21 protein-coding genes are annotated in these 23,742 nt (G+C 65.2%); 18 read left to right on the top strand and 3 right to left on the bottom strand.

Annotated elements, in window-relative coordinates:
* Positions 1-41: 41 nt before the first annotated feature.
* From C8J36_RS22515 to C8J36_RS22530, 4 genes are all read left to right on the top strand, one after another.
* On the top strand, positions 42-818 hold the full coding sequence (locus C8J36_RS22515; RefSeq protein WP_132537537.1) for a GNAT family N-acetyltransferase: 777 nt from the start codon (positions 42-44) through the stop codon (positions 816-818).
* A 2-nt stretch (positions 819-820) separates the two neighbouring features.
* The gene (mutT, locus tag C8J36_RS22520) at positions 821-1,237 is read left to right on the top strand and encodes an 8-oxo-dGTP diphosphatase MutT (protein ID WP_062595648.1); all 417 of its coding nucleotides are present in this window, start codon (positions 821-823) and stop codon (positions 1,235-1,237) included.
* Positions 1,238-1,487: 250 nt separating this feature from the next.
* Entirely contained in the window at positions 1,488-1,808 is a 321-nt protein-coding gene (locus C8J36_RS22525) for a hypothetical protein (protein WP_062595647.1), read from the top strand.
* 29 nt (positions 1,809-1,837) lie between these two features.
* Positions 1,838-2,011, top strand: a complete 174-nt coding sequence (locus tag C8J36_RS22530; protein ID WP_062595976.1) for a Flp family type IVb pilin — start codon at positions 1,838-1,840, stop codon at positions 2,009-2,011.
* A 76-nt stretch (positions 2,012-2,087) separates the two neighbouring features.
* Here C8J36_RS22530 and C8J36_RS22535 read toward each other — a convergent pair whose 3' ends face one another.
* Positions 2,088-2,957: a methyltransferase domain-containing protein gene (locus C8J36_RS22535; protein ID WP_132537538.1), complete on the bottom strand. Its 870-nt coding sequence runs from the start codon at positions 2,955-2,957 to the stop codon at positions 2,088-2,090.
* Between the two features lie 243 nt (positions 2,958-3,200).
* Here C8J36_RS22535 and C8J36_RS22540 point away from each other — a divergent pair, with 243 nt between their 5' ends.
* From C8J36_RS22540 to C8J36_RS22555, 4 genes are all read left to right on the top strand, one after another.
* Positions 3,201-3,926 (top strand): ComF family protein, encoded by a 726-nt coding sequence (locus tag C8J36_RS22540; RefSeq protein WP_245506705.1) that lies wholly within the window; start codon positions 3,201-3,203, stop codon positions 3,924-3,926.
* Between the two features lie 109 nt (positions 3,927-4,035).
* Positions 4,036-4,293, top strand: coding sequence for a glutaredoxin 3 (grxC, locus tag C8J36_RS22545; protein WP_062595645.1), 258 nt, complete (start codon positions 4,036-4,038; stop codon positions 4,291-4,293).
* A 13-nt stretch (positions 4,294-4,306) separates the two neighbouring features.
* Positions 4,307-5,170: a carbon-nitrogen hydrolase family protein gene (locus C8J36_RS22550; protein WP_132537540.1), complete on the top strand. Its 864-nt coding sequence runs from the start codon at positions 4,307-4,309 to the stop codon at positions 5,168-5,170.
* Entirely contained in the window at positions 5,167-5,595 is a 429-nt protein-coding gene (locus C8J36_RS22555; RefSeq protein WP_132537541.1) for a DUF1178 family protein, read from the top strand. Before C8J36_RS22550 ends, C8J36_RS22555 begins: the two co-directional genes overlap by 4 nt.
* An 18-nt stretch (positions 5,596-5,613) precedes the next feature.
* Here the strand turns inward: C8J36_RS22555 and ubiG are convergent, their stop codons facing one another.
* Complete coding sequence (gene ubiG / locus C8J36_RS22560; protein ID WP_132537542.1) at positions 5,614-6,363, bottom strand: bifunctional 2-polyprenyl-6-hydroxyphenol methylase/3-demethylubiquinol 3-O-methyltransferase UbiG; 750 nt, start codon at positions 6,361-6,363, stop codon at positions 5,614-5,616.
* Between the two features lie 220 nt (positions 6,364-6,583).
* Here ubiG and C8J36_RS22565 point away from each other — a divergent pair, with 220 nt between their 5' ends.
* The 10 genes from C8J36_RS22565 to C8J36_RS22620 all read left to right on the top strand — a co-directional run bounded on the left by C8J36_RS22565 (position 6,584) and on the right by C8J36_RS22620 (position 21,387).
* Positions 6,584-7,837, top strand: a complete 1,254-nt coding sequence (locus C8J36_RS22565; RefSeq protein WP_062595641.1) for an aspartate kinase — start codon at positions 6,584-6,586, stop codon at positions 7,835-7,837.
* Positions 7,838-7,907: 70 nt separating this feature from the next.
* The gene (gene ptsP / locus C8J36_RS22570; RefSeq protein ID WP_132537543.1) at positions 7,908-10,172 is read left to right on the top strand and encodes a phosphoenolpyruvate--protein phosphotransferase; all 2,265 of its coding nucleotides are present in this window, start codon (positions 7,908-7,910) and stop codon (positions 10,170-10,172) included.
* Positions 10,173-10,286: 114 nt separating this feature from the next.
* Positions 10,287-11,369, top strand: coding sequence for a peptide chain release factor 1 (gene prfA, locus C8J36_RS22575; protein ID WP_132537544.1), 1,083 nt, complete (start codon positions 10,287-10,289; stop codon positions 11,367-11,369).
* Between the two features lie 3 nt (positions 11,370-11,372).
* Positions 11,373-12,248 carry a peptide chain release factor N(5)-glutamine methyltransferase gene (prmC, locus tag C8J36_RS22580; protein WP_132537545.1) on the top strand — a complete coding sequence of 292 codons (876 nt, stop codon included), beginning with the start codon at positions 11,373-11,375 and terminating at the stop codon, positions 12,246-12,248.
* A 409-nt stretch (positions 12,249-12,657) separates the two neighbouring features.
* Complete coding sequence (locus C8J36_RS22585) at positions 12,658-13,626, top strand: DUF4167 domain-containing protein (protein ID WP_132537546.1); 969 nt, start codon at positions 12,658-12,660, stop codon at positions 13,624-13,626.
* Between the two features lie 680 nt (positions 13,627-14,306).
* A complete protein-coding gene (locus tag C8J36_RS25480; protein ID WP_245506701.1) occupies positions 14,307-15,824 on the top strand; it encodes an NUDIX hydrolase in 1,518 nt (505 codons plus the stop codon).
* Positions 15,825-16,007: 183 nt separating this feature from the next.
* Positions 16,008-18,614, top strand: coding sequence for an ATP-dependent chaperone ClpB (gene clpB, locus C8J36_RS22605; protein WP_132537548.1), 2,607 nt, complete (start codon positions 16,008-16,010; stop codon positions 18,612-18,614).
* A gap of 153 nt (positions 18,615-18,767) precedes the next feature.
* Positions 18,768-19,547, top strand: coding sequence for a formyl transferase (locus tag C8J36_RS22610; RefSeq protein ID WP_132537549.1), 780 nt, complete (start codon positions 18,768-18,770; stop codon positions 19,545-19,547).
* 158 nt (positions 19,548-19,705) lie between these two features.
* Positions 19,706-20,323, top strand: coding sequence for a methylenetetrahydrofolate reductase C-terminal domain-containing protein (locus tag C8J36_RS22615; RefSeq protein WP_132537550.1), 618 nt, complete (start codon positions 19,706-19,708; stop codon positions 20,321-20,323).
* On the top strand, positions 20,320-21,387 hold the full coding sequence (locus C8J36_RS22620) for a methylenetetrahydrofolate reductase (protein ID WP_132537551.1): 1,068 nt from the start codon (positions 20,320-20,322) through the stop codon (positions 21,385-21,387). Before C8J36_RS22615 ends, C8J36_RS22620 begins: the two co-directional genes overlap by 4 nt.
* A gap of 39 nt (positions 21,388-21,426) precedes the next feature.
* Here C8J36_RS22620 and C8J36_RS22625 read toward each other — a convergent pair whose 3' ends face one another.
* Positions 21,427-23,394 carry a M23 family metallopeptidase gene (locus C8J36_RS22625; RefSeq protein WP_062595631.1) on the bottom strand — a complete coding sequence of 656 codons (1,968 nt, stop codon included), beginning with the start codon at positions 23,392-23,394 and terminating at the stop codon, positions 21,427-21,429.
* Between the last annotated feature and the right edge of the window lie 348 nt (positions 23,395-23,742).

A 23,742-nucleotide genomic window follows, 5' to 3' on the forward strand; every position in this document is an offset into this window, starting at 1 on the left:
GTGCGAAACCGGGCTCTTGAGACTGCCGACCGGATATGCCGATGCTGGATGAGACGACACGATGGAAGCTGCCGCTGGTGCGGCGTCTGGAAGCGATCGGCTTTCGGGCCTGGCCGGCCGCGACCGCTGCGTATGATGGCAGCTGGCTGGTGCGGATGACGCCGGCCCACGGCTCGCGGCGGCTGAACTCGATCAACCCGCTCGATCCGCATGACGGCAGCGACATGGCCGGCCGGCTGGAGCGGGCTGCCCGGCAGTTTCGCGACGCCGGTCTGGTTCCGACGGTGCGCCAGACGCCGCTGACGCCGCCCGGCCTCGTCGCCCATCTCGATGCGGAAGGCTGGACGCGTCTGTCCGAAACGGTCGTCATGACGGCGGATATTCCGCCGCATCCGGCCAGCGACGAACTTGGTCATGTGCCGCTGCGCGATGTCGGCCGCTTCGTGGACGCGCGCATCGCTGTTGCCGGCGATCCGCCGGAAAGCAGGGCGGCTTTGACCTCGGTGATCGAGGCGATCCGGGCGGAGTGCGGCCTGTTCCTGTTCGAGGAGATCGGGCAGGGACCGACCGCGGTCGCGCTGGCCGTCCAGGACTACGATCTCGCCGGCCTGCTGCTGGTCGCCGTCCGGCCCGACCGTCGCGGCGAAGGCATCGGCCGCGATATCGTCGGCGCCAGCCTGCGCTGGGCGCGGTTGAAGGGGGCCCGCCAGGCGTGGCTTGCGGTCGAGGCCGACAACGAACCGGCGCTGGCGCTCTATCGCCGGCTCGGCTTCACCGAGGCCTACCGCTATCTCTATCGAACGCCGCCTAAGGAATGACCATGGATTCGACCCCGCCCCGTCGGCTGCTGCTCGTTGCCGCCTGCGCCCTCATCGATGGCGATGGCCGTATCCTTCTGGCACAGCGTCCGGAGGGCAAGTCCATGGCGGGCCTGTGGGAATTTCCCGGCGGCAAGGTCGAGGCGGGCGAGACGCCCGAGGAGACGCTGATCCGCGAACTGGAGGAAGAACTCGGCATCCGCACCAAGGTGGCCTGCCTTGCGCCGCTCACCTTCGCCAGCCACGCCTATGAGGACTTTCACCTGCTGATGCCGCTCTATGTCTGCCGCCGCTACGAGGGCGTACCGCAGGGGCGGGAGGGTCAGGCGCTGAAATGGGTCCGGGCGAAGGCGCTTCGCGACTATCCGATGCCGCCGGCCGACGAGCCGCTCATTCCCTATCTGATGGACCTTCTGTAGCGGCCGACCGTTTCCGCCGCTCATCCGCCTTATCCCGAAAACCTTGCCAACCTCTTCCCGAATACGCTGAAGCAAAGGCCTTTTCGAGGTTCTCCCGCCTGTGCGTTAATGGAACGTTTATCTCCGACGGGCACAATGGCCAGCACGTGATGCCGAGTCGCGCCGCCCTTCGGGAGGACGGGACCGGCGCGCGGCGACCGAGGATGGAAAACGGAGCATTCCGCCGCGTCGGAAAGGCAAGAGGCAGGCCATGGTGGACGATGATTTCTGGAGAACGGTTCAGGACAAGGACCTGACGAAGGGCGAGTACCGGCGCACCGGCGTGCTCAATCTTGCGCTGCTGTTCGGGACGGCGGTCATCGCGCTGACGCTGATTCTGACCCCGATGATGGCCAGCAAAAACACGACCAAGGTTCTCGCGAACGCGCCGATCGACTACGATACCATCTCGACGGGCTCGATACCCGACGACAAGGGTACCAAGCGCTACACCGTCCGCCGCAGCGTCCTGCAGGAAATGCCGGGCGCCGTCTGCATCGTCAATGGCGATGGCGGCAAGAGCGGCTGCTGATCAAATCCGGTTTGGAGGGAATGTCCGTGATGCCCATGTTCCAGCGATTTCTCTCCGACCGTCAGGGCGCGACCGCCATCGAATACGGTCTGATCGGCAGCATCATCGCTGTCGCCATCATCGGCGGTTTCGGGGCCATGTCCAAGGAACTGACGAACGTCTTCAATACGGTCACGAACGCTCTCGTGACGCACGGGCAGTAGTGTCCTCACCTTCCGGTGATTGAAAGCGCGCGGCGGCCTGTCAGGTGTCGCCGTCGCTTGTTCTCGCGTCCCGTGCTCACGTCTCCTCCACCTTCAGCGCATCTGCGAGACGCATCTTGGCCGAGCCCGGTGCAAGCGGTTTCTGCTGGCTTTCATGCGGTGCCCAGCCCGAGAGGAAGATGACCGAAAAGGTCGCGCGGATGCGGCCGTCCGGATCGGCGAAGCGTTCGGCATAGAGTTCGGCAGCGCGCAGGAACACGGCGCGGGACAGGGGCTTGCGGCTGCGCGCGGCCAGCGGATTGGTCATCCCCATCGCCTTCAGATCCTTCATCAGCGCAAACAGCGAGGCATAGCGGACCGTATAGGTTTCGGTATCCGTCACGGGCAGGGCGAAGCCCGCGCGCTGCAGCAGGGCGCCGATGTCGCGGACGTCGGCAAAGGGGATGACACGCGGGCTGGCGCCTCCGGTGATCTCGCTTTCGGCGGCAAGCAGCACCTCGCGCAGTTCCTGCAGCGTCCCGTTGCCGGGAATGGCCGCAAGGAACAGGCCGTCCGGTGCGAGCGCCCGCCGGATCTGGATGAACACGCCCGGCGTATCGTTGGTCAGGTGAAGGGAGAGCGGCGACACGACGAGATTGACGCTGGCGGGTGCGACCGGCACCGTTTCGAGCGGCGCGATAGCGATCTCCTCCGATCCGCCGAAGGCCGCGTCGGTCTCGACGCGCGTCAGCCTGCCGATCTTGCCGGTGGCCATCACGGCGCGGGCGGTCAAACCGGTATAGCCATGCAGTTCGACCGCCGTCTCGAAGCGGCGTTCCACGACCGCGAGCCGCTCGGCAAGATCCTGGCCCACGATGTCGAGCAGGAACTGGGCCTTCTCATCGCCGGCCTTCAGGGCGCGCAGGCGCCGGGCTTCAACAAGAGGCTGGTCAAATACGATATCCACGATAGTCTCCTTCTCTCGGCCTATATCATCGCCGGCGCGCGACTGCGCAAGAGCGGGCGCCATCTTCTAACGGTCGAGCGCGCGGAAGGACGCATCCGGCAGATGGAGGTGGAGTGGCAGCCCGTGGAAACGACGAGCCGAAACGCGGCCGAACGCGCCGACCCACCGGGCGACGATCCGGATGCGGGTGAGCGCCCACACGGCCGCGTCGGGCGCGTCCGTGCCGCGCTCGTTGCGGGATCGCTGGCGGTCGGTCGGCGTGCTGCCGATCTTCTCTATCCGCCGGTCTGTCGCGGCTGCGCCCGCTTCGTTCAGTCGCATGCGGCCGTTTGCCCGCTCTGCTGGGCAAGCCTCCGCCTGATCGAGCGGCCGTTCTGCGAGGTGCTCGGCGTTCCTTTTTCCCACGATCTCGGTCGGGGCATCCTATCGGCCGATGCGATCGCCAACCCGCCGCCGTTCACGCGGCTGCGGTCCGTGGCCATCCATACGGGGATCGCGCGCGATCTCGTGCATGCGCTGAAATATACCGACCGGACGGATCTCGCGCCGATGATGGCGGCCTGGATGCTCAGGGCCGGGGAGGGGGCGGTCGAGGCGGCCGAGGCGATCGTGCCGGTACCGCTGCACAAATACCGGCTCTGGTCGCGCCGCTTCAATCAGTCGGCGGAACTGGCGCGTGCGCTCGCCCGTCTCTCCGGCCGGCCGATGGTGTCGGAGGCGCTGGTGCGGCAACGGCCGACGGCGCGGCAGGTGGGTCTGGGTGCGGCGCAGCGTCAGGACAATGTGCGCGGGGCGTTCCGGGTGACGGAGGCGGGCCAGCCGCTCGTCGCCGGGCGGCGGATCGTTCTGGTCGACGACGTCTACACGACCGGTGCCACGGTTGCCGCCGCGACGCGGGCCCTGAAGCGCGCCGGGGCGAGCGAGGTGACGGTTTTGACCTTTGCAAGAGCCGTGACCGTGCTTATATGACCGGAGGACGACAGGCGGCGGGGCCAGACGGTTCCAGCCGAACGTGTCGGACATCGCAGGGCATCAGCGTCATGCTGGTGTGGAAACACTCCGAACTCAGGTATCGTTCATGGCTTCCGTCGTACTCTATACCCGTCAGGCCTGTGGCTATTGCTCGGCCGCCAAGAAGCTTCTGTCCAGCAAGGGCGTTTCCTTCGAGGAGCATGACGCGACCTATTCGCCCGATCTTCGCCAGGAGATGATCGCCAAGTCGAATGGCGGCTCCACCTTCCCGCAGATCTTCATCAACGGCCAGCATGTCGGTGGCTGTGACGACCTGCATGCGCTCGACCGGGCCGGCAAGCTCGATCCCATGCTGGCAGCCTGAGGATACCGCCCTCATGACCGTCCGCGTTGCCGCCATCCAGATGTGCTCCGGCACCGCGCCCGAACGGAACGCTGCCGTCCTGGCGGACCTCGTCCGCGAGGCGGCCGGGCAGGGCGCGACCTATGTCCAGACCCCGGAAATGACGGGCGCCCTGCAACGCGACCGCGCAGCCCTGCGGGCCGCCCTTCGCGGGGAAGACGACGACGTGATCGTGCAGACCGCGCGCAAGCTTTCCGCCGAGCTCGGCATCCACCTCCATATCGGCTCGACGGCCATCGGTCTTTCCGACGGCAAGATCGCCAATCGCGGATTTCTCTTCGGGCCGGATGGCGAAAAGATCTGCCATTACGACAAGATCCACATGTTCGACGTCGATCTCGACAATGGCGAAAGCTGGCGGGAAAGCGCGGCCTATACGCCGGGTGAAACGGCTCGGCTCGCCGATCTCCCGTTCGGCAAGCTCGGCTTTGCGATCTGCTACGATGTGCGGTTTCCCGAGCTTTTTCGTCGTCAGGCGGTGGCGGGAGCCGAGATCATGACCGTTCCCGCCGCCTTCACGCGCCAGACCGGCGAGGCGCATTGGGAAATCCTGCTGCGGGCCCGGGCCATCGAGAACGGCTTTTTCGTCATCGCCGCCGCACAGGGCGGTGTGCACGAGGACGGGCGCGAAACCTTCGGGCATTCGATCATCGTCGATCCCTGGGGTCGTATCCTCGCCGAGGCCGGCCCGAGCGGCGCGGCCGTCATCACGGCGGATCTCGACATTGCTGCCGTTGCCGGTGCGCGCGGAAAGATCCCCAATCTCAAGAATGCGCGGGAATTCTCGGTCGCACCCCTGGATGTCAGCACCCGGACAAGCGGGGGCGCCATCGCGTGATACGCTATGCGTTGACCTGTGATGCGGGACATGGCTTCGAAGGCTGGTTCGGGTCGAGTTCCGACTTCGATGCCCAGTCCGAAAGCGGACTGGTGACCTGTCCCGTCTGCGGGACGGCAGCTGTCAGCCGTGCGCTGATGGCGCCGGCGCTTTCGACCGGGCGGCGCAAGGACAAGCAGCGCGGCCTGATGAGGGATCAGGCGCAGCAAGCGGCCCTGTCGAAGATCCGCGAGATGGTCTCCACCATTCGCGCCAATGCCGAGGATGTCGGCGAAAAATTTCCCGAGGAAGCCCGCAAGATCCATTATGGCGAGGCCGATGCCCGCGGCCTGATCGGCCGGGCGACGCTGGAAGAGGCGCGGGCGCTTCTCGAGGAGGGCATCGACGTCGCGCCGCTGCCGATCCTGCCCGACGAGGTGAACTGAGACGCTTTCCCGGCTCGATCAGTCGCGGGGGCGCTTGGCGATCATCATGTAGTTGACGTCCATGTCACGCGAGAGATTCCACTGGTTCGTGAACAGGCTGAAGAAGACGCCGGTGCGCTCCGTGATGGTCAGTCCCGATGCGGAGAGCGGCTTTTCGATTTCTTCCGGGCGGACCAGCTTTTCATATTGATGGGTACCGCGGGGCAACCAGCGCAGGACATTTTCGGCGGCGAAGATGGCGAGCGCTGCCGCCTTCATCGTCCGGTTGATCGTCGCGACCACCATCATGCCGCCCGGGCGGACCATGGAGGCGCAGGTGGACAGGAAGAAATCGACATCGGAGACATGCTCGACCACCTCCATGTTGAGAACGATATCGAAGGTTTCTCCGGCCGCAGCCAGCGCTTCGGCGGTCACCGCCCGGTAATCGACGGACACGCCGCTGCCGGCGGCATGGGTTTCGGCGATGCGGATATTCTTCTCGGAGGCATCGGCGCCGACCACGTCCGCGCCCATGCGGGCCATCGGCTCGGACAGGAGCCCGCCGCCGCAGCCGATATCGAGGACGCGCAGGCCCTCCAGCGGACGCGGCGCCTTCGGGTCGCGGCCGAAGGTTTCGGCAGCCCGGTCGCGGATGAAGGACAGGCGGACCGGATTGAACTTGTGCAGCGGCTTGAACTTGCCGTGCGGGTTCCACCATTCCGCCGCCAGCGCCGAGAAGCGATCGACTTCGGACTGGTCGATGGTCGTGCGGGCCGCGTCTGTCATGGTGTCGTCTCCGGAAAACTCAGGCGTTCTCCGTGAAGTCGTCCGGCACCCCGCTCTTGTCAAGGCCTGCGACATTTCCTCTCTCGCCCCACAGGCGGGATGCGGCCTCCGTTCCTGGCCCCCGTTCCTGGGCCATTGCGCGTTTCCGGCAACTTCGCTATGGAACCGCCAACTTCGGCAGGCGCGCGGCGCGCGCAATCTCTGGTACCGGTAGAGGCAGATGGCACGCATCGTGATGAAATTCGGCGGAACCTCCGTCGCGGACATGGATCGCATCCGGGTCGTCGCCCGGCATGTGAAACGCGAGGTGGATGCCGGACATGAGGTCGCCGTCGTCGTATCCGCCATGTCGGGCAAGACCAATGAGCTCGTCGGCTGGACGCGCGATGCCTCGCCCATGCACGATGCTCGCGAATACGATGCCGTCGTCGCCTCCGGCGAACAGGTGACATCCGGTCTGCTTGCCATCGCGCTGCAGCACATCGGCATCAACGCCCGCTCCTGGCAGGGCTGGCAGATCCCGATCCGGACCGACAACGCCCATGGCGCGGCGCGGATCATGGATATCGACGGAACGGACCTCATCCGCCGCTTCGGCGAAGGCCAGGTGGCCGTCGTTGCCGGCTTCCAGGGGCTTGGCCCCGACAACCGGATCGCCACGCTCGGTCGCGGCGGCTCGGATACGAGCGCGGTCGCCATTGCGGCCGCGGTCAAGGCCGATCGCTGCGACATCTATACCGACGTGGACGGCGTCTACACGACCGACCCGCGCATCGTGCCGAAAGCGCGCCGCCTGAAGAAGATCGCGTTCGAGGAAATGCTGGAAATGGCATCTCTCGGCGCCAAGGTGCTGCAGGTGCGCTCGGTCGAGCTTGCCATGGTGCACAAGGTCCGCACCTTCGTGCGCTCCAGTTTCGAAGACCCCGACGCGCCCGGCATGGGCGATCTTTTGAACCCGCCGGGAACGCTGATTTGTGATGAGGAAGAGATCGTGGAACAGGAAGTCGTGACCGGCATCGCCTATGCCAAGGATGAGGCGCAAATTTCGCTGCGGCGTCTGAACGATCGCCCGGGCGTCTCCGCCGCGATCTTCGGACCGCTCGCCGAAGCGCATATCAATGTCGATATGATCGTCCAGAACATCTCCGAAGACGGATCGAAGACCGACATGACCTTCACCGTGCCGTCCGGCGATGTCGACAAGGCGCTGCGCGTGCTCGACGCGGAGAAGACCAAGATCGGCTTCGACGCGATCCAGAACGAATCGGGCCTCGCCAAAGTGTCGGTCATCGGCATCGGCATGCGCAGCCATGCCGGCGTTGCAGCGTCGGCTTTCCGTGCGCTGGCCGACAAGGGCATCAACATCAAGGCAATCACGACCTCGGAAATCAAGATTTCCATCCTGATCGACGGTGCGTATGCCGAATTGGCCGTTCGGACTTTGCATTCCGTCTACGGGCTGGATAAGAATTAAGCGAAGCGGCCGAAGGGCTGCCGCCCGAGGTGTCTGCACCTCCACTCTTTGATCGGGGAGACGTTGCGCGATGAGAGACCTGTCCGGTCCACGCGTTCTTCTCAAGCGGCTGCGCGAACTGATGGCGGAGCCGCTCGAGCCGCAGGAGCGGCTTGACCGGATCGTGCGTCAGATCGCACAGAACATGGTTGCGGAAGTCTGCTCGGTCTATGTGCTGCGCTCCGACGGCGTTCTCGAACTCTACGCCACCGAGGGCCTGAACAAGGATGCCGTGCATCTGGCGCAGTTGCAGATGGGGCAGGGCCTCGTCGGAACGATCGCGGCCAGCGCGCGCCCGCTCAATCTCTCCGATGCCCAGTCGCACCCCGCCTTCACCTACCTCCCGGAAACGGGCGAGGAGGTCTACCACTCCTTCCTCGGCGTGCCGATTTTGCGCACCGGCCGGTCGCTCGGCGTTCTCGTCGTGCAGAACAAGGCAAGCCGCACCTATCGCGACGACGAGGTGGAGGCGCTCGAGACCACGGCCATGGTGCTGGCCGAAATGGTGGCGACCGGCGAACTCAAGAAGATCACGCGGCCGGGACTCGAACTCGACCTGTCGCGTCCCGTGACGATCGAAGGCTCCGGTTTCAACGAGGGCGTCGGTCTCGGCTATGTCGTCCTTCACGAACCGCGAATCGTCGTCACCAATCTCCTGAACGACGATACCGACAAGGAACTGTCGCGGCTCGGCGAGGCGCTGGGATCGCTGCGGATCTCGATCGACGACATGCTGTCGCGGCGCGACGTGTCGATGGAGGGCGAGCATCGCGCGGTGCTCGAAGCCTACCGGATGTTTGCCCATGATCGCGGCTGGGTGCGCAAGCTCGAAGAGGCCATCCGCAACGGCCTGACGGCGGAAGCCGCGGTCGAGCGCGTGCAGAGCGAGACGAAGGCGCGGATGATGCGCCTGACGGACCCCTATCTGCGCGAGCGGATGCATGATTTCGACGATCTGGCCAACCGGCTGCTGCGGCAATTGACGGGCTATGGCGCACGCGTGTCGGACAAGGATTTCCCGGTCGATGCCGTGGTCGTCGCGCGGGCGATGGGCGCTGCCGAGCTGCTCGATTATCCGCGCGAGAACATCCGCGGGCTGGTGCTCGAAGACGGCGCGGTGACGAGCCATGTCGTCATCGTCGCGCGGGCCATGGGGATTCCGGTGGTCGGCCAGGCGGCCGGTGCCGTGGCGCTCGCGGAAAACGGCGATGCGATGATCATCGACGGCGACGATGCCAAGGTGCACCTGCGCCCGATGGCCGATCTTCAGCGCGCCTATGAGGAAAAGGTCCGTCTGCGCGCACGCCGGCAGGAGCAGTTCCGCGCGCTTCGCGGCGTCGAGCCGGTGACGAGGGACGGCAGCCGGATCCGGCTGCAGATGAATGCCGGCCTGATGGTCGATCTGCCGCAGCTCGACGAATCGGGTGCCGAGGGCATCGGCCTCTTCCGCACCGAGCTGCAGTTCATGATCGCCTCGACCATGCCGCGGATGGAAGAGCAGGAAGCCTTTTACCGCAATGTGCTGAAACAGGCCGCCGGCAAGCCGGTGACCTTTCGCACGCTCGACATCGGTGGCGACAAGGTGGTCCCCTACTTCCGCGCGGCGGAGGAGGAGAATCCGGCGCTCGGCTGGCGGGCGATCCGCCTGTCGCTCGACCGGCCCGGCCTGCTGCGCACGCAGTTGCGCGCAATGCTGCGGGCTTCGGCAGGCCAGGAACTGCGCATCATGTTGCCGATGGTCACCGAGGTCTTTGAGCTGAAGGCCGTGCGCGAGCTGTTGCAGAAGGAAATCCAGCGGCAGTCGAAGGTCGGCGAGCAGCTGCCGCGCAAGCTGCAGTTCGGTGCGATGCTGGAAGTGCCGGCGCTGCTCTACCAGCTGGACGAGTTGATGCACGAGGTCGATTTCGTCTCGGTCGGGTCCAACGATCTGTTCCAGTTCACGATGGCGGTGGACCGCGGCAATTCCCGCGTCTCGGATCGTTTCGACGTGCTGAGCCGGCCGTTCCTGCGGATGCTGCGCGATATCGTGCGCGCCGGCGAGCGCAACGCCACCTCCGTCACGCTCTGCGGCGAGATGGCGTCGAAGCCGCTTTCGGCGCTGGCCTTGCTCGCGATCGGCTTCCGTTCGCTGTCGATGTCTCCGACGGCGGTCGGACCCGTCAAGGCGATGTTGCTGGCGACCAATCTGGCGCGCCTGTCGCCGGAACTGAACACCCTGCTGGACGACACCAAGGGAACGCGCACGCCGCGGGAGCTTCTGAAGGCCTTTGCGGCGGACAACGATATTCCGTTGTAGGGGCCGGGCAGGCGCTGAGAATAAGAGAAGAACGTCCCTCTCTGCCCTGCCGGAGAGGGACGTTCTTCCTTTCTGACATTCGAGATTTTGCCGCGGAGCGGCCTGGAGTAAGCATTGGCCACATTACCTGTCGAGAAGATGCGGGAGCTGGAGCGGCGGTTCGGCGAGATCGAGGCGCGCATGTCGGCGGGGCCGGCGGCCGATGTCTATGTCAAGCTCGCATCCGAATATTCCGAGCTTCAGCCGGTGGTCGCAAAGATCCGCCAGTACGAAAAAGCGCGGGCGGAGCTTGCCGACATCGAGACGCTTTTGTCCGACAAGACGACCGACCGCGACATGCGCGACCTCGCCGAGATGGAAAAGCCGGAGATCGAGGAACGGCTGGAAAAGCTCGGAAGCGAGATGCAGATCCTGCTCTTGCCGAAGGACGCTGCCGACGAGAAGAGCGCCATCCTCGAAATCCGCGCGGGAACCGGCGGCTCGGAGGCGGCCCTTTTCGCAGGCGATCTCTTCCGCATGTATGAGCGCTACGCCGCCGACAAGGGCTGGAAAGTCGAGGTGCTCAGCGCCAGCGACGGCGACGCCGGGGGCTTCAAGGAAATCATCGCCACCGTGACCGGACGTGGCGTGTTCTCCAAGCTGAAATTCGAATCGGGCGTGCACCGCGTCCAGCGGGTGCCGGATACGGAAACGCAGGGGCGTATCCACACCTCCGCCGCCACCGTCGCCGTGCTGCCCGAGGCCGAGGATATCGACATCGACATCCGCGCCGAGGACATCCGCATCGATACGATGCGCTCCTCGGGTGCCGGCGGCCAGCACGTCAACACGACCGACAGCGCGGTGCGCATCACCCATATGCCCTCCGGCATCGTGGTCACGAGTTCGGAGAAATCGCAGCACCAGAACCGGGCGAAGGCCATGCAGGTGCTGCGGTCGCGCCTTTACGACATGGAACGGCAGAAGGCGGACAGCGAGCGCTCGGCCTCCCGCAAGAGCCAGGTCGGTTCCGGCGATCGGTCGGAGCGCATCCGCACCTATAACTTTCCCCAGGGCCGGGTGACGGATCATCGTATCAACCTGACGCTCTACAAGATCGACCGGATGATGATGGGCGAGATCGACGAGGTGGTGGATGCATTGCTGGCCGATTACCAGGCCGACCAGCTCGCCCGTCTCGGCGAACAGCAGGGCTGACCGGTGGGCGATACGGTCGACAGTCTGGCCGCCGAGGTGCGGACGGCGCTCCGGCAGGCGGATTTCGACGATCCGGCGCAGGAGGCGCGCATTCTCGTCGGCGGTCTGCTCGGCCTGACGCCGACAGGGCTGATGAGCCGGGGCGGTGATGTCGTCGCGACGGACAAGGCGGCATCGATCCGCGCCGCGATCACGCGTCGGCTGGCGCGCGAACCGCTGCACCGCATTCTGGGTCGCCGGGATTTCTACGGGCTGACATTGTCGCTGTCGCCGGAAACGTTGGAGCCGCGGCCGGATACGGAAACGCTGGTCGAGGCGATGCTTCCGCATGTGCGTGCGACGGTGGCGCGGATCGGCGCGTGCCGGATTCTGGATCTCGGCACGGGCACGGGGGCGATCTGCCTGGCGCTGCTGAGCGAGGTTGCCGAGGCGACCGGGGTCGGCGTCGATCTTTCGGCCGACGCTCTCTCGACGGCGGCGGCCAATGCGCGGGCCCACGGGCTCGCCGAACGCTTCCGGACGGTGGAAAGCGACTGGTTCGAAACGATCGAGGGGCGCTACCATGTCGTCGTTTCGAACCCCCCATACATCCGCTCCGACATCATCGACGGGCTCGATCCGGAGGTCCGGCTGTTCGATCCGATGCTGGCGCTCGATGGTGGGACCGACGGACTGGATGCCTACCGGACCATTGCCGGCCGCGTCGCGGGCGTCCTTGAAGATGAGGGCGTGGTCGGTCTGGAAATCGGGTTCGATCAGAAGGACAGTGTGACGCGCATCTTCGCTGTGGAAGGTTTCGAGAGAACGCATTTCCTGCGCGATCTCGGCGGGAACGACCGGGTGCTTGTCTTCCGCCGTGCCGATGTTGCGAGCGTATGACGGTTCGGCCGTCAAACCTGTGGGAAAGCGGGCGTTTACTCGCTCCGCACCGCGGCGTTCTTTTCGCATATGCAAAGAAAAGGCTTGGAATTGCCGGGGAAGACGGCTAGGTTGCCGCCACGCACTGAGCAGACGGTCAAGGATTTCAGGATTCGTTCCGGTCAGACCTCTCCGCAGGGAATGCTCTTCTGACACAAGAGCTTGGGTCGACAGTGCCTGGTGCGGGTACCTGTTAATTTGACGCCAACCAGCAAGATGCCTTTTCAGGCTGCTGGGTCGCGGCGTGCCTTCTCGTTCTGCCTCCCCCTGATGTCGGGAGCTGCGAGGGGGTGTTTACCACGATGGCCGGAGCCATGAGGCCGGACGCCATATGAACCATCATGATCAAGAGATTTCGGGTGACGATAGGATGAGGCCAGGACAGCAGAACAAGCGCGGCCGTGGGCGTAACAACAATAATAACAACAATAACAATGGCGGCGGCGGCGGCAACAACAATCATAACCGGAAGGGGCAGAACCCGCTCACCCGGACCTATGACAGCTCCGGCCCAGACGTTAAGATTCGCGGCACCGCGCAGCATATCGCCGAGAAGTACACGACGCTCGCCCGGGATGCCCAGAGCTCCGGCGACCGTGTCATCGCCGAAAACTATCTTCAGCATGCCGAGCACTACAACCGCATCATTGCTGCCGCACAGGCGCAGATGCAGGAGCGCTTCCAGCGCGACGATCGCCAGTCCTATGACGGCAACGACATGGACGGCAACGACCGTGACGGCATGATGGATGACGATCAGGATCAGGGCTATGACGACCAGCCCGCCATGATCCAGCAGCCGACGCCCCGTCGCGAACAGCCCCGCCAGCCGCAGCCGCAGCCGCAACAACGGGCCGAGCGCACCGAGCGGCCGGACCGTCAGGAACGGTCGGATCGCAACGAACGTCCGGTTCAGGCGGAACGCCAGGACCGTCAAGAGCGCCCGGATCGCCCAGAGCGCAATGAGCAGGCCGAGCGGCCCGAACGTGCAGAACGGCCCGAACGTGCAGAACGGACCGAACGCGCCGAGCGGCCGGAACGGGCTGAGCGTGCCGAACGCGCACCGCGTGCGGAGCGCCAGCCCCGCGGCGAACGTCCGGCTGCTGCCCAGCATCCCGTGGCCGCAGCGCCGGAAACCGTCATCGACGGAACCGGCCCGCAGCCGGAGATCGAAGGCACGCCCGCCGAGGTCATCATCGAAGAAGAAGCCTCTGCCGGCCGCGCCCCGCGCCGCCGCGCTGCGCCGCGTCCCCGTCGTCCGCGCCGCACAGAAGGTGCAGCGGAAGAGGGTGCCGCCGGCGAGCAGCCGGAAGCACCGGCTCTGGCCGATTCCGAGTAAGCGGTCGCAAGATCATCGCAGGGAGAAGGGCGGCGGCAACGTCGCCCTTTTTCGTGGGCGGTTCTATTTCCGCAAGTAGCTCTTCGCGCCGCTGTCGGACAGGCAGAACCGCCCGCCGCGTGGGCCGGTGCAGAACGTGCCGCTGCGGCAGGCGCAGCTCGTCGTGCCCGTTGCTGGTGCCGATGTGACGGGCGCTGGCTGGGGTGACGTCCCGAGAAGCCCGAGCGGCCGATGGGTTGCTGAGCAGGACATCTTGCTGGCGCTGATCGAACCGTCGCGGCAGATGAAGCGCTCTCCCTGACAGTGATCGATACCGCCTTTCCTGCCGCTGCACGGCGTGTTTCCGGCCGCGGATGCGGGCCCGGCGACGAGGCTGACAAGAACGATCGTCCTGGCAATGGCGGAGAGGATGGTTCGAAAGGAGGCTTGCGGGTTTGTGCTTGGCATGGATAGGCGTTCCGGGGCGTCGGGTTGCCCTGAGATGGGGCTCCCCTCGGTTCGGGATTTCTAAGTGTTTGTCAATTCTTACAAATAGGATGCAGGCGGTGGGAAACGTCGTCGCGCCGATGCGAATGAGGGTATGGTCGCGCCGAAACGCTGCGCGATCTTGCAGATTCGCTTCCTGCGCTTTTGCACCGTTTTGTGCGACATGCTTTATCGTAAGGGGAGGGGGACCGGCCATGGCTGGGAATGACGAGACCTGGAAGATCCTGCGTTCGCGGTCTCTGATCCGCGACCGGCGTATCGATGTCCGTGTGGACGCCTGCGAGACGCCGTCCGGGCTCCGCGTCGATCCCTATTATGTTCTGACCTATCCCGACTGGGTGGCGGTCGTGGCGATTACGCCGGATCGGCAGATGGTGCTGGTCCGTCAGTATCGGCATGCTGTGGGCAAGGTTCTGCTGGAAGCGCCAGCCGGCAGCATGGAAGCAAGCGACGAGAGCCCGGAGGCGGCGGCGCGGCGGGAGCTGCTGGAGGAAACCGGATATCGCTGCGAGCGGATGGAATGGCTGAGTTCGCTCTATCCCAATCCCTCGATGCAGACGAACCGGGTGCATGCCTTTCTTGCTCACGATGTCGTCCGCGTGGACGACCAGAAGCTTGATGCGGAAGAAGACGGGCTGACGGTCGAGCTGTTGCCGATCGAAACCGTGCTCGCCGGTCTGGGCACCGGACTGATCGGCCAGTCGATGCATGTGGCCGCCATCCTCCAGGCGATGACGGTGCTGCCTCGGCTGGAGCCGACGCCCGAAGCGGATGCTGCGTCCCGCACCGAGGTAACGCCCGTGCCGCCGCTGTCCCAGCCCGCCAGACGCGACGCGCGCGCGACGGGGACGGATGGTGCCGGGATGCGCGTCTTCGGCATCGATTTCACCTCGGCTCCCTCACGGCAGAAGCCGATCACCTGCGTCGAGTGCCGGCTGGACGGGGGGACGCTGCGGTTCGCGGCGCTGCATCGCTGGACGCATTTCGAAGGCTTCACGGGTTTTCTCTCCTCCTCGGGCCCTTGGATCGCCGGGCTCGACTTTCCCTTCGGGCAGTCGCGAAAATTCATCGAGACGATCGGCTGGCCGTTGTCGTGGGAGGCTTATGTCGGTCATGTCTCGGGGCTTTCGCGGGCGGCGTTCTATGAGATGCTGACGGCGTATCGCCTGCCGCGGGCGGCGGGTGACAAGGAGCACCAGCGGTTCATCGATCGCTCGACGGGCGGGATCAGTCCGCAAAAACTGCATGGGGTGCCGGTCGGGCTGATGTTCTACGAGGGTGCGCGCCGGCTGCTGGCCTCCGATGTGCACCTGCCGCTGCTGCGGGCGGGCGATCCGAGCCGCGTCGTGGTCGAGGCCTATCCCGGCGTGATGGCGCGGCGGCTGATCGGGCGGCGATCCTACAAGAACGATACGCGCAGCCTGCAGACGCCGGCGCTTCTCGCGGCCCGCCTCGATCTCTTCGACCGCCTCTGCGATCCCGCCGCCGATCTTTCCCGCAGCGGCCTTCGGATCGAAGCGCCGCGCACGCTTGCCGATGAGCCCACAGCGGATGCTCTGGATGCGCTCCTCTGCGCCGTGCAGGCAGGATGGGCCTATGGGCAAAAGGACGCTGGTTTCGGCATCCCGCCGCAGGCCGATCCGCTGGAGGGCTGGATCGTCGATCCCGCCCTTTTGCGGGCCTTCGATCCGACGCAAACAATCTCGCGATAAAGCCGAGGCAAGGCCGATTCTGCTCTTTAATTCGGCAAAAATGCCTCCCATATCTCTCTGCGAAGCGGGATGAAGCTGCACGCCGCAGCCTCTTCTCGCGATACCGGGCTTGCCGATTTCGGGAGCCTGATCCCAATCGCCGGGGCGTGCCGCATGGGCGTACCGGTTCCAAGGAGACAGACGATGGATATCGAAAAATATTCCGAACGTGTTCGCGGTTTCCTGCAATCGGCGCAGACCTATGCGCTGTCGGCAGGCCACCCCCAGTTCACGCCCGAGCATGTGCTGAAAGTGCTGCTCGATGACGATCAGGGCATGGCCGCCTCGTTGATCGAGCGCGCCGGCGGCCGGGCGAAGGACGCCAAGCTCGCCAATGATGCGGCCCTCGCAAAGCTGCCGAAGGTTTCCGGCGGCAATGGCGGCATCGCCCTGTCGCAGCCGCTGGCCAAGGTGTTCACGACGGCCGAAGAGGCGTCGAAAAAGGCCGGCGACAGCTTCGTCACCGTCGAGCGCCTGTTGCTGGCGCTGGCCGTGGAAACTTCCGCCTCGACCGCGCAGTCGCTGTCCAAGGCCGGCGTGACCGCCGCGCGGCTGAACCAGGCGATCAACGACATCCGCAAGGGCCGCACCGCCGACGGCGCCAATGCCGAAGCCGGATTCGATGCGCTGAAGAAATATGCACGCGACCTGACGGCGGACGCGCGGGACGGCAAGCTCGACCCCGTGATCGGCCGCGACGACGAAATCCGCCGCACGATCCAGGTGCTGTCGCGTCGCACCAAGAATAATCCGGTGCTGATCGGGGAACCCGGCGTCGGCAAGACGGCGATCGCCGAGGGCCTTGCCCTGCGCATCGTCAATGGCGACGTGCCGGAAAGCCTGAAGGACAAGCGGCTGATGGCGCTCGACATGGGCGCTCTGATTGCGGGCGCGAAGTTTCGCGGCGAGTTCGAGGAACGGCTGAAAGCCATTCTCTCGGAAGTGCAGGCGGATGCGGGCGAGATCATCCTGTTCATCGACGAGATGCACACGCTGGTCGGCGCCGGCAAGGCCGATGGCGCCATGGATGCGTCCAACCTCCTGAAGCCGGCGCTGGCGCGCGGCGAGCTGCACTGCGTCGGCGCGACCACGCTCGACGAGTACCGCAAGCATGTGGAAAAGGATGCGGCGCTTGCCCGCCGGTTTCAGCCGGTCTTGGTCAACGAGCCGGATGTCGAGGATACGATCTCGATCCTGCGCGGCCTGAAGGAGAAGTACGAGCAGCATCACAAGGTGCGGATTTCGGACGCGGCGCTGGTCGCGGCCGCGACGCTGTCGAACCGCTACATCACCGATCGGTTCCTGCCCGACAAGGCGATCGACCTGATGGACGAGGCCGCGTCGCGGCTGCGGATGCAGGTGGATAGCAAGCCGGAGGAACTGGACGAGCTCGACCGCCGGATCATGCAGCTGAAGATCGAGCGGGAGGCCCTGAAGAAGGAAACCGACCGCGCGTCGAAGGATCGGCTGGAAAAGCTGGAGGTGGATCTGACCGGGCTCGAGGAACAGGCTGATGCGCTGACCGCGCGGTGGCAATCGGAAAAATCCAAGCTCGGCCTTGCCGCCGATCTGAAGCGGCAGCTGGACGAAGCCCGCAACGAACTGGCCATCGCCCAGCGCAAGGGCGAGTTCCAGCGGGCCGGGGAGCTTGCCTATGGCGAGATTCCGAAGCTCGAAAAGGAGTTGCAGGAGTCCGAGGCGCAGGACGGTTCCGCCGCATCCATGGTTCAGGAAGTGGTGACGCCGGACAATATCGCGCACATCGTTTCGCGCTGGACCGGAATTCCGGTCGACAAGATGCTGGAAGGCGAGCGCGAAAAGCTGTTGCGGATGGAAGACGATCTGGCGCAGTGGGTCGTTGGGCAGGGCGATGCCGTTCAGGCCGTGTCGCGTGCCGTTCGTCGTTCGCGCGCCGGGCTGCAGGACCCGAACCGGCCGATCGGCTCGTTCATCTTCCTCGGCCCGACCGGTGTCGGCAAGACGGAGCTGACCAAGGCGCTCGCACGCTTCCTGTTCGATGACGATACGGCCCTCGTGCGCATGGATATGTCGGAATATATGGAGAAGCACTCCGTCGCCCGGCTGATCGGTGCACCTCCGGGCTATGTCGGCTACGAGGAAGGCGGTTCGCTGACCGAGGCCGTGCGTCGCAAGCCGTATCAGGTCGTGCTGTTCGACGAGATCGAGAAGGCGCATCCCGACGTGTTCAACGTGCTGCTGCAGGTTCTGGACGACGGGCGCCTGACCGACGGCCAGGGACGGACGGTGGATTTCCGCAACACGATGATCATCATGACATCGAATCTTGGAGCGGAATATCTGACCGGTCTTGCCGAAGGCGAGGATACCGACAGCGTGCGCGAGCAGGTGATGGGCGTTGTGCGCTCGGCCTTTCGGCCGGAGTTCCTCAACCGCGTCGACGAGATCATTCTCTTCCACCGCCTGAAGCGCGGCGAGATGGGGGCGATCGTGGACATTCAGCTCGAACGGCTGAAAACCCTGCTCGCCGATCGCAAGATCACGCTGGAGCTGGACGGCGACGCCCGGCACTGGCTGGCGGAGCGCGGCTACGACCCTGTCTATGGCGCACGCCCGTTGAAGCGGACGATCCAGCGCTATGTCCAGGATCCGCTCGCCGAGAAGATTCTCGCCGGCGACATTCCGGACGGATCTGTCGTGACGGTGCTGGAAGGGTCCGACCGGCTGAACTTCAAGCTGCGCGGCACAGGTGCGGACCGCGCCGCCGCCTGATCCGAGATATCTGCGATCCGGCATGAACACTGAGGCCTTCCCGGGAGACCGGGGAGGCCTTTTCCGCTGCGACGTCCTGTCCGTCCCTGCGCCCTTAATCACCCGGTAAGCGGGATCGGCGACAAAGGGCATCTGCCAGAGAGGGACGGGGACATGTCAGAGGGGAAGCGTGCGGGTCGAGTGGCCGTGGTGACGGCGGGCGGACGCAACCCGCAGATCCTGATCAATGCGCTCGCCAACCGGTTTTCAGAGGTCGTCGTTCTCCAGGAGCCCGGGGAGCCGAAGTCGGTCTTCGTCAAAAGACGCGCGCGCAAGCTCGGCTGGCCGGTCGCGCTCGGGCAGCTCGTGACGATGGTCGCGTCGAAATTCGGCAAGCGCTGGACCGAGGGTCGCGCCCGCGCGATTCTTGAGACCTATGACGTTACCGACACGCCGAATGCCGATGTGCAGACGATCCCGATCCCGTCCATCAACACGCCGGACGCCCTGCGGCAAGCGACGCAGCTTTCGCCCGATGTCGTGTTTCTGGTTTCCTGCCGCATGCTCTCGGCGAAGACGCTTGCGGCATTCACCTGTCCGGTCATCAATTTTCACGCGGGCATCAATCCCCGGTACCGGGGCCTGATGGGTGGCTACTGGGCCCGGGTCAATCGGGACGAGGAGAATTTCGGCGCGACCGTGCATCTGGTCGATGCCGGCGTCGATACGGGCGGCATCCTCTACCAGGCCCGCATGACGCCGGCAAAGGCCGATACGATGCATACCTATCCCCTGCTGCAGACGGCGGCCGCGACAGGGATCGCCGTTCAGGCCGTGGAGGACGCCCTTGCCGATACGCTTCGGCCAATCGCCGTATCCGGTCCTTCCCGGCAATGGTATCACCCACCGGTCTGGACATGGGTCTGGAACGGGCTGACCCGCGGCATCTGGTAAGCCCCCCTACGAACGTCGCTTTCGCCTTGGCACCGTGTCGTGCAAGGATGCGCGCAGGGCGCAAAAACCGCGCACATTCCGCCGAACGGAGACGGTCTGACGATGAAGGCTTCGCAGCAACGCGCAGACATCAACAGCGCTGGACGGATAGACCTGCCATGACGAAACCATCGCCCTCCGATCTTGCACCGGCGCCGAAGCCCGACAAGGGCAATGCGCAGGCCGGCCGCAAGGCCGCAACCGGCGCCTATACGCCCGCCAGCGTTTCGCCGAACCGGCGCGGGCAGCGCCGCTTTGCGATCCGCCTCTGGTCGGTGCGCCATTCGCGCCTTCTGGAATGGGTCTACCACCGCTTCGCTTCGGTCTTTCTGGCACTGCATCCGCTTTGGCGGGCGATCGGCTATGCCCGGGCCGAGGCGCCCGTCACCCTTGTCGAGCGCGGGGCGAAGGGTCTGCTGTTCGATTGTCGCATGTGCGGGCAGTGCATTCTGTCCTCGACCGGCATGTCCTGCCCGATGAACTGTCCGAAGCAGCTGCGCAACGGGCCCTGCGGTGGCGTGCGCGCCAACGGCCATTGCGAGGTGGAGCCGGATATGCCCTGCGTCTGGGTCAAGGCCTGGGAAGGCTCGCAACAGATGGAAAACGGCGACGCGATCCTGGCCGTGCAGCCGCCGGTGAACCAGTCGCTGCGCGAGACCTCGTCCTGGCTGCGCGTCACGGCCGCCGCGGCGCAGGCGCGCGATGGCGAGGCCGCACGCGCGGGACGCCCGACATGAGCGGTTCCCCCGTCGATCTCCTGCCCGGACATTCCTCGCGCGGGCGGCTGGAACAGGTGCTTCGGCGCGGCGAATTCGCGGTCACGGCCGAGTTGAACCCGCCCGACAGCGCCGACCCGGAAGAGGTCTATGCCCGGGCCGCCGTGTTCGAAGGCTGGGTGGACGGCATCAACGCCGTCGATGCGTCGGGTGCCAATTGCCATATGTCGTCGGTCGGCATCTGCGCGCTCCTGACCCGCATGGGCTACGCTCCGATCATGCAGATCTCGTGCCGCGACCGGAACCGGATCGCCATTCAGGGCGATGTGCTGGGAGCGGCGGCCATGGGCGTTGCGAACATTCTGTGCCTCACCGGCGACGGCGTGCAGGCCGGCGACCAGCCGGGCGCGAAACCCGTCTTCGATCTCGATTGCATGTCGCTTTTGGAAACGGTGCGGATCATGCGGGATCACGCGAAGTTCCTCTCCGGCCGCAAACTCACCGCGCCGCCGCGCGTCTTTCTCGGGGCCGCCATCAATCCGTTTGCGCCACCCTATGATTTCCGCCCCTACCGGCTCGCCAAGAAGATCGAGGCGGGCGCCCAGTTCGTGCAGAGCCAGTATTGTTTCGACGTGCCGATGTTCCGCGCCTACATGGACAAGGTGCGCGATCTCGGCTTGGCCGAGCACTGCCATATCCTTGTCGGCGTCGGCCCGATGGCGTCGGCCCGCACCGCACGCTGGATCCGCTCGAACGTGCCCGGCGTGCACATTCCCGACGCGATCATCGCCCGGCTGGAGGGTGCTGCCGACCAGAAGAAGGAAGGCAAGCAGATCTGCATCGACATCATCAACGAGGTGAAGGAGATCAAGGGGGTCTCCGGCATCCATGTGATGGCCTACCGGCAGGAAGAATATGTGGCCGAGATCGTCCACGATTCCGGCGTCCTGAAAGGCCGCAGGCCCTGGCGGCGGGAGCAGGACCCGGCCGATGCGGGCGTTGCCGAGCGGCTGGATGCGGCACGCGGTGGCGAGATGCAGGATCAGGAAAGCCTTGCGGAGACGGCGGCGAAACGGCCGCATTGACGCTGCGCCGGCAGGCGCGCACGCTGCGGCGCGCACGCTTTACTGCGTGGCGGCGACCTCGCTGCCATTGTCCTTGGCCAGCAGTTCGTCGATGCGCTGACGCTCTTCCTCGAACTGGGCGAGCGCCGGGCCGTCCAGCGACTTGCCGCCGGGAAGCCGGATGCGGAGCGGATCGACGCGGTTGCCGTTGACGATCAGCTCGTAGTGCAGGTGCGGGCCGGTCGACAGGCCGGTCGTTCCGATCCAGCCGATGACCTGACCCTGCGAGACGCGCGCGCCGGGCTTGACGTTCTTGGCGATCGCGCTCTGGTGGTTGTAGGACGAGACATAGCCGTTCGCATGACGAATGAGCGTCTGGTTGCCATAGCCGCCGCTGTCCCAGCCTGCTTTTTCCACGACGCCATTGCCCGCCGCGATGATCGGCGTTCCCCGCGGTGCGGCCCAGTCCACGCCGGTATGCATGCGCGAGAAGCCGAGGATCGGATGGCGCCGCATGCCGAAGCCCGAACGGAACGTGCCGTTCGGAACCGGGTTGCGCAGCAGGAACTGGCGGATGCTCTTGCCCATCTCGTTATAGTAATCGACGGAATTGTCGTCGGGATCCTGGAAACGATAGAAGCGCGTCTGCGCGTCGCCGAATTTTGCATTCACGTAAAGCAGTTCGGACGTATCCGTCGCCCGCCCGCTTTCGTCCGCAACCGAGAAGAATGCCTCCAGGCTGTCGGTCGGCTTCAACTGCGCCTGAAAATCGACATTGCTGGCAAGCAGCTTCACCAGCTGCGAGACCATGCCCTGGTTCATGCCGTAGGAGAGCGCTGCCCGATAGACGCCGTCATAGACGCGGGGAAGATCGCGCCCGGCGGCGATGGTCGGCGTGCCGTTGTCGTCGAAGGCGGTATAGACGGCCGAGAGCTGCGGCGGTTCCTCGCCACGCACGAAGCTGCCATGATCGTCCAGCGCCATGGTCAGCACATGCGCGCCGCCCTTGGCATAGACGCTTGCCCGCATAACGCGGGCTTCCTCGTTCTCGCCCTTCTGGATGATGCCGATCCGCACGACGTCGCCCTCATGGAAGACGTCGGAACTGAGTGCCGTCTTGAGAACGGCGGCGATGTCGGTTGCCTGCGCCTTGGAATATCCAGCGCTGCTCAGCACGCTCGCCATTTCGGTCTCGCGCCGCACCGGAATGACGTCGTCGGCAAATTCGGCGCTGTTGTCGTTGATCGTTTCGAACGGCGTGACCGTCATGTTCTCCTCGACCACACGGGCGGAAAGCCCCTGGATGAGGTCGAGCTCGGAGGCATCCGACGCGAACCGTCGCGGGTCCACGTAAAAAAGCGAGGCGAGCTGGGTGTTGCCTTCGGTGAGCGCCGCGCCGTTGGAGCGGACGTTCTCCTCCACCTCTTCGAGCGACATCGAGGGGCCGAATTTGAGCGTCGATCCCTTCAGCGGGAAATCGACGGTCTTCAAGGCGACTTCGGATTCGACGTCGGAACCATAGATGGTGCCCGTGCGCAGCGGTGGAGGGGCCGAGGCGGCATCGTCATTGGAAAAGATCGCGAGAGGATCGAAAGAGGGGTAGGATTCGGAGGCCTGATGGTTGGCGGCCAGCGTCATCTTCACATGGGCGAAGGGCTGACGACGCACCACTTCCTTCTCGCCGTCATGGATCATCGTGGACACTTCGAGAATCGTCCGGTCGGATGGCTTTGCGACGATCACGGGAGACAGGATGCGGCCGCCGCGCTTTGCCGTGGTCGCGGGCTGACCGGCGCGCAGGCTGGGATCGACCGACGCATAGGCTTCCGCCGGGATCGCGAGCTGCTGGCGGCCATCGAGGGCGGCAAAGAGCGCGACGCCCATCAGGAGGCTGGAGGTAATGCCGGTGAGGAAGGTGCCGGAGAGCCAGCGAAGCGAGATCTCACGGCGGTCGGGTGCCCTGCGACCATCGGCCAGTATGGGCGGCTCGTTGCCCAGCGACCGTATCATGGATTTGTCCGTGATCATGCCAGCTGATCGGGTCCCTGTTGAACGCGCCGGTTCTTATTATAGGCTGCGTATATTGTCCGAAGATGTGCATCTTTCGCGTCCCCAAGTCAAATCCGACGCGCGATGCGATGCCCCTTGAGACACTGTGAATGTGTAGAACTGAGGGCGGAGCGCTGCGCGCGACCTGTTTCCTGCGTCGCGCGGGCAGGGGAGGGGGCGCCAGGCCCGGCGGCGCAAGGACTTGTCAGAAAACTGTCATTTTTTTCAAAAACCCTGTTGACGAAGCGGTGAAGTGGGATCTATAAACCGCACACCAACGAGGGCGGCGGCGCTGCTGGCGACCGACGAACTCGCTCTGAAGTTTCT

The organism is Rhizobium sp. PP-F2F-G48 (assembly GCF_004342335.1).
Taxonomy (GTDB): domain Bacteria; phylum Pseudomonadota; class Alphaproteobacteria; order Rhizobiales; family Rhizobiaceae; genus Ferranicluibacter.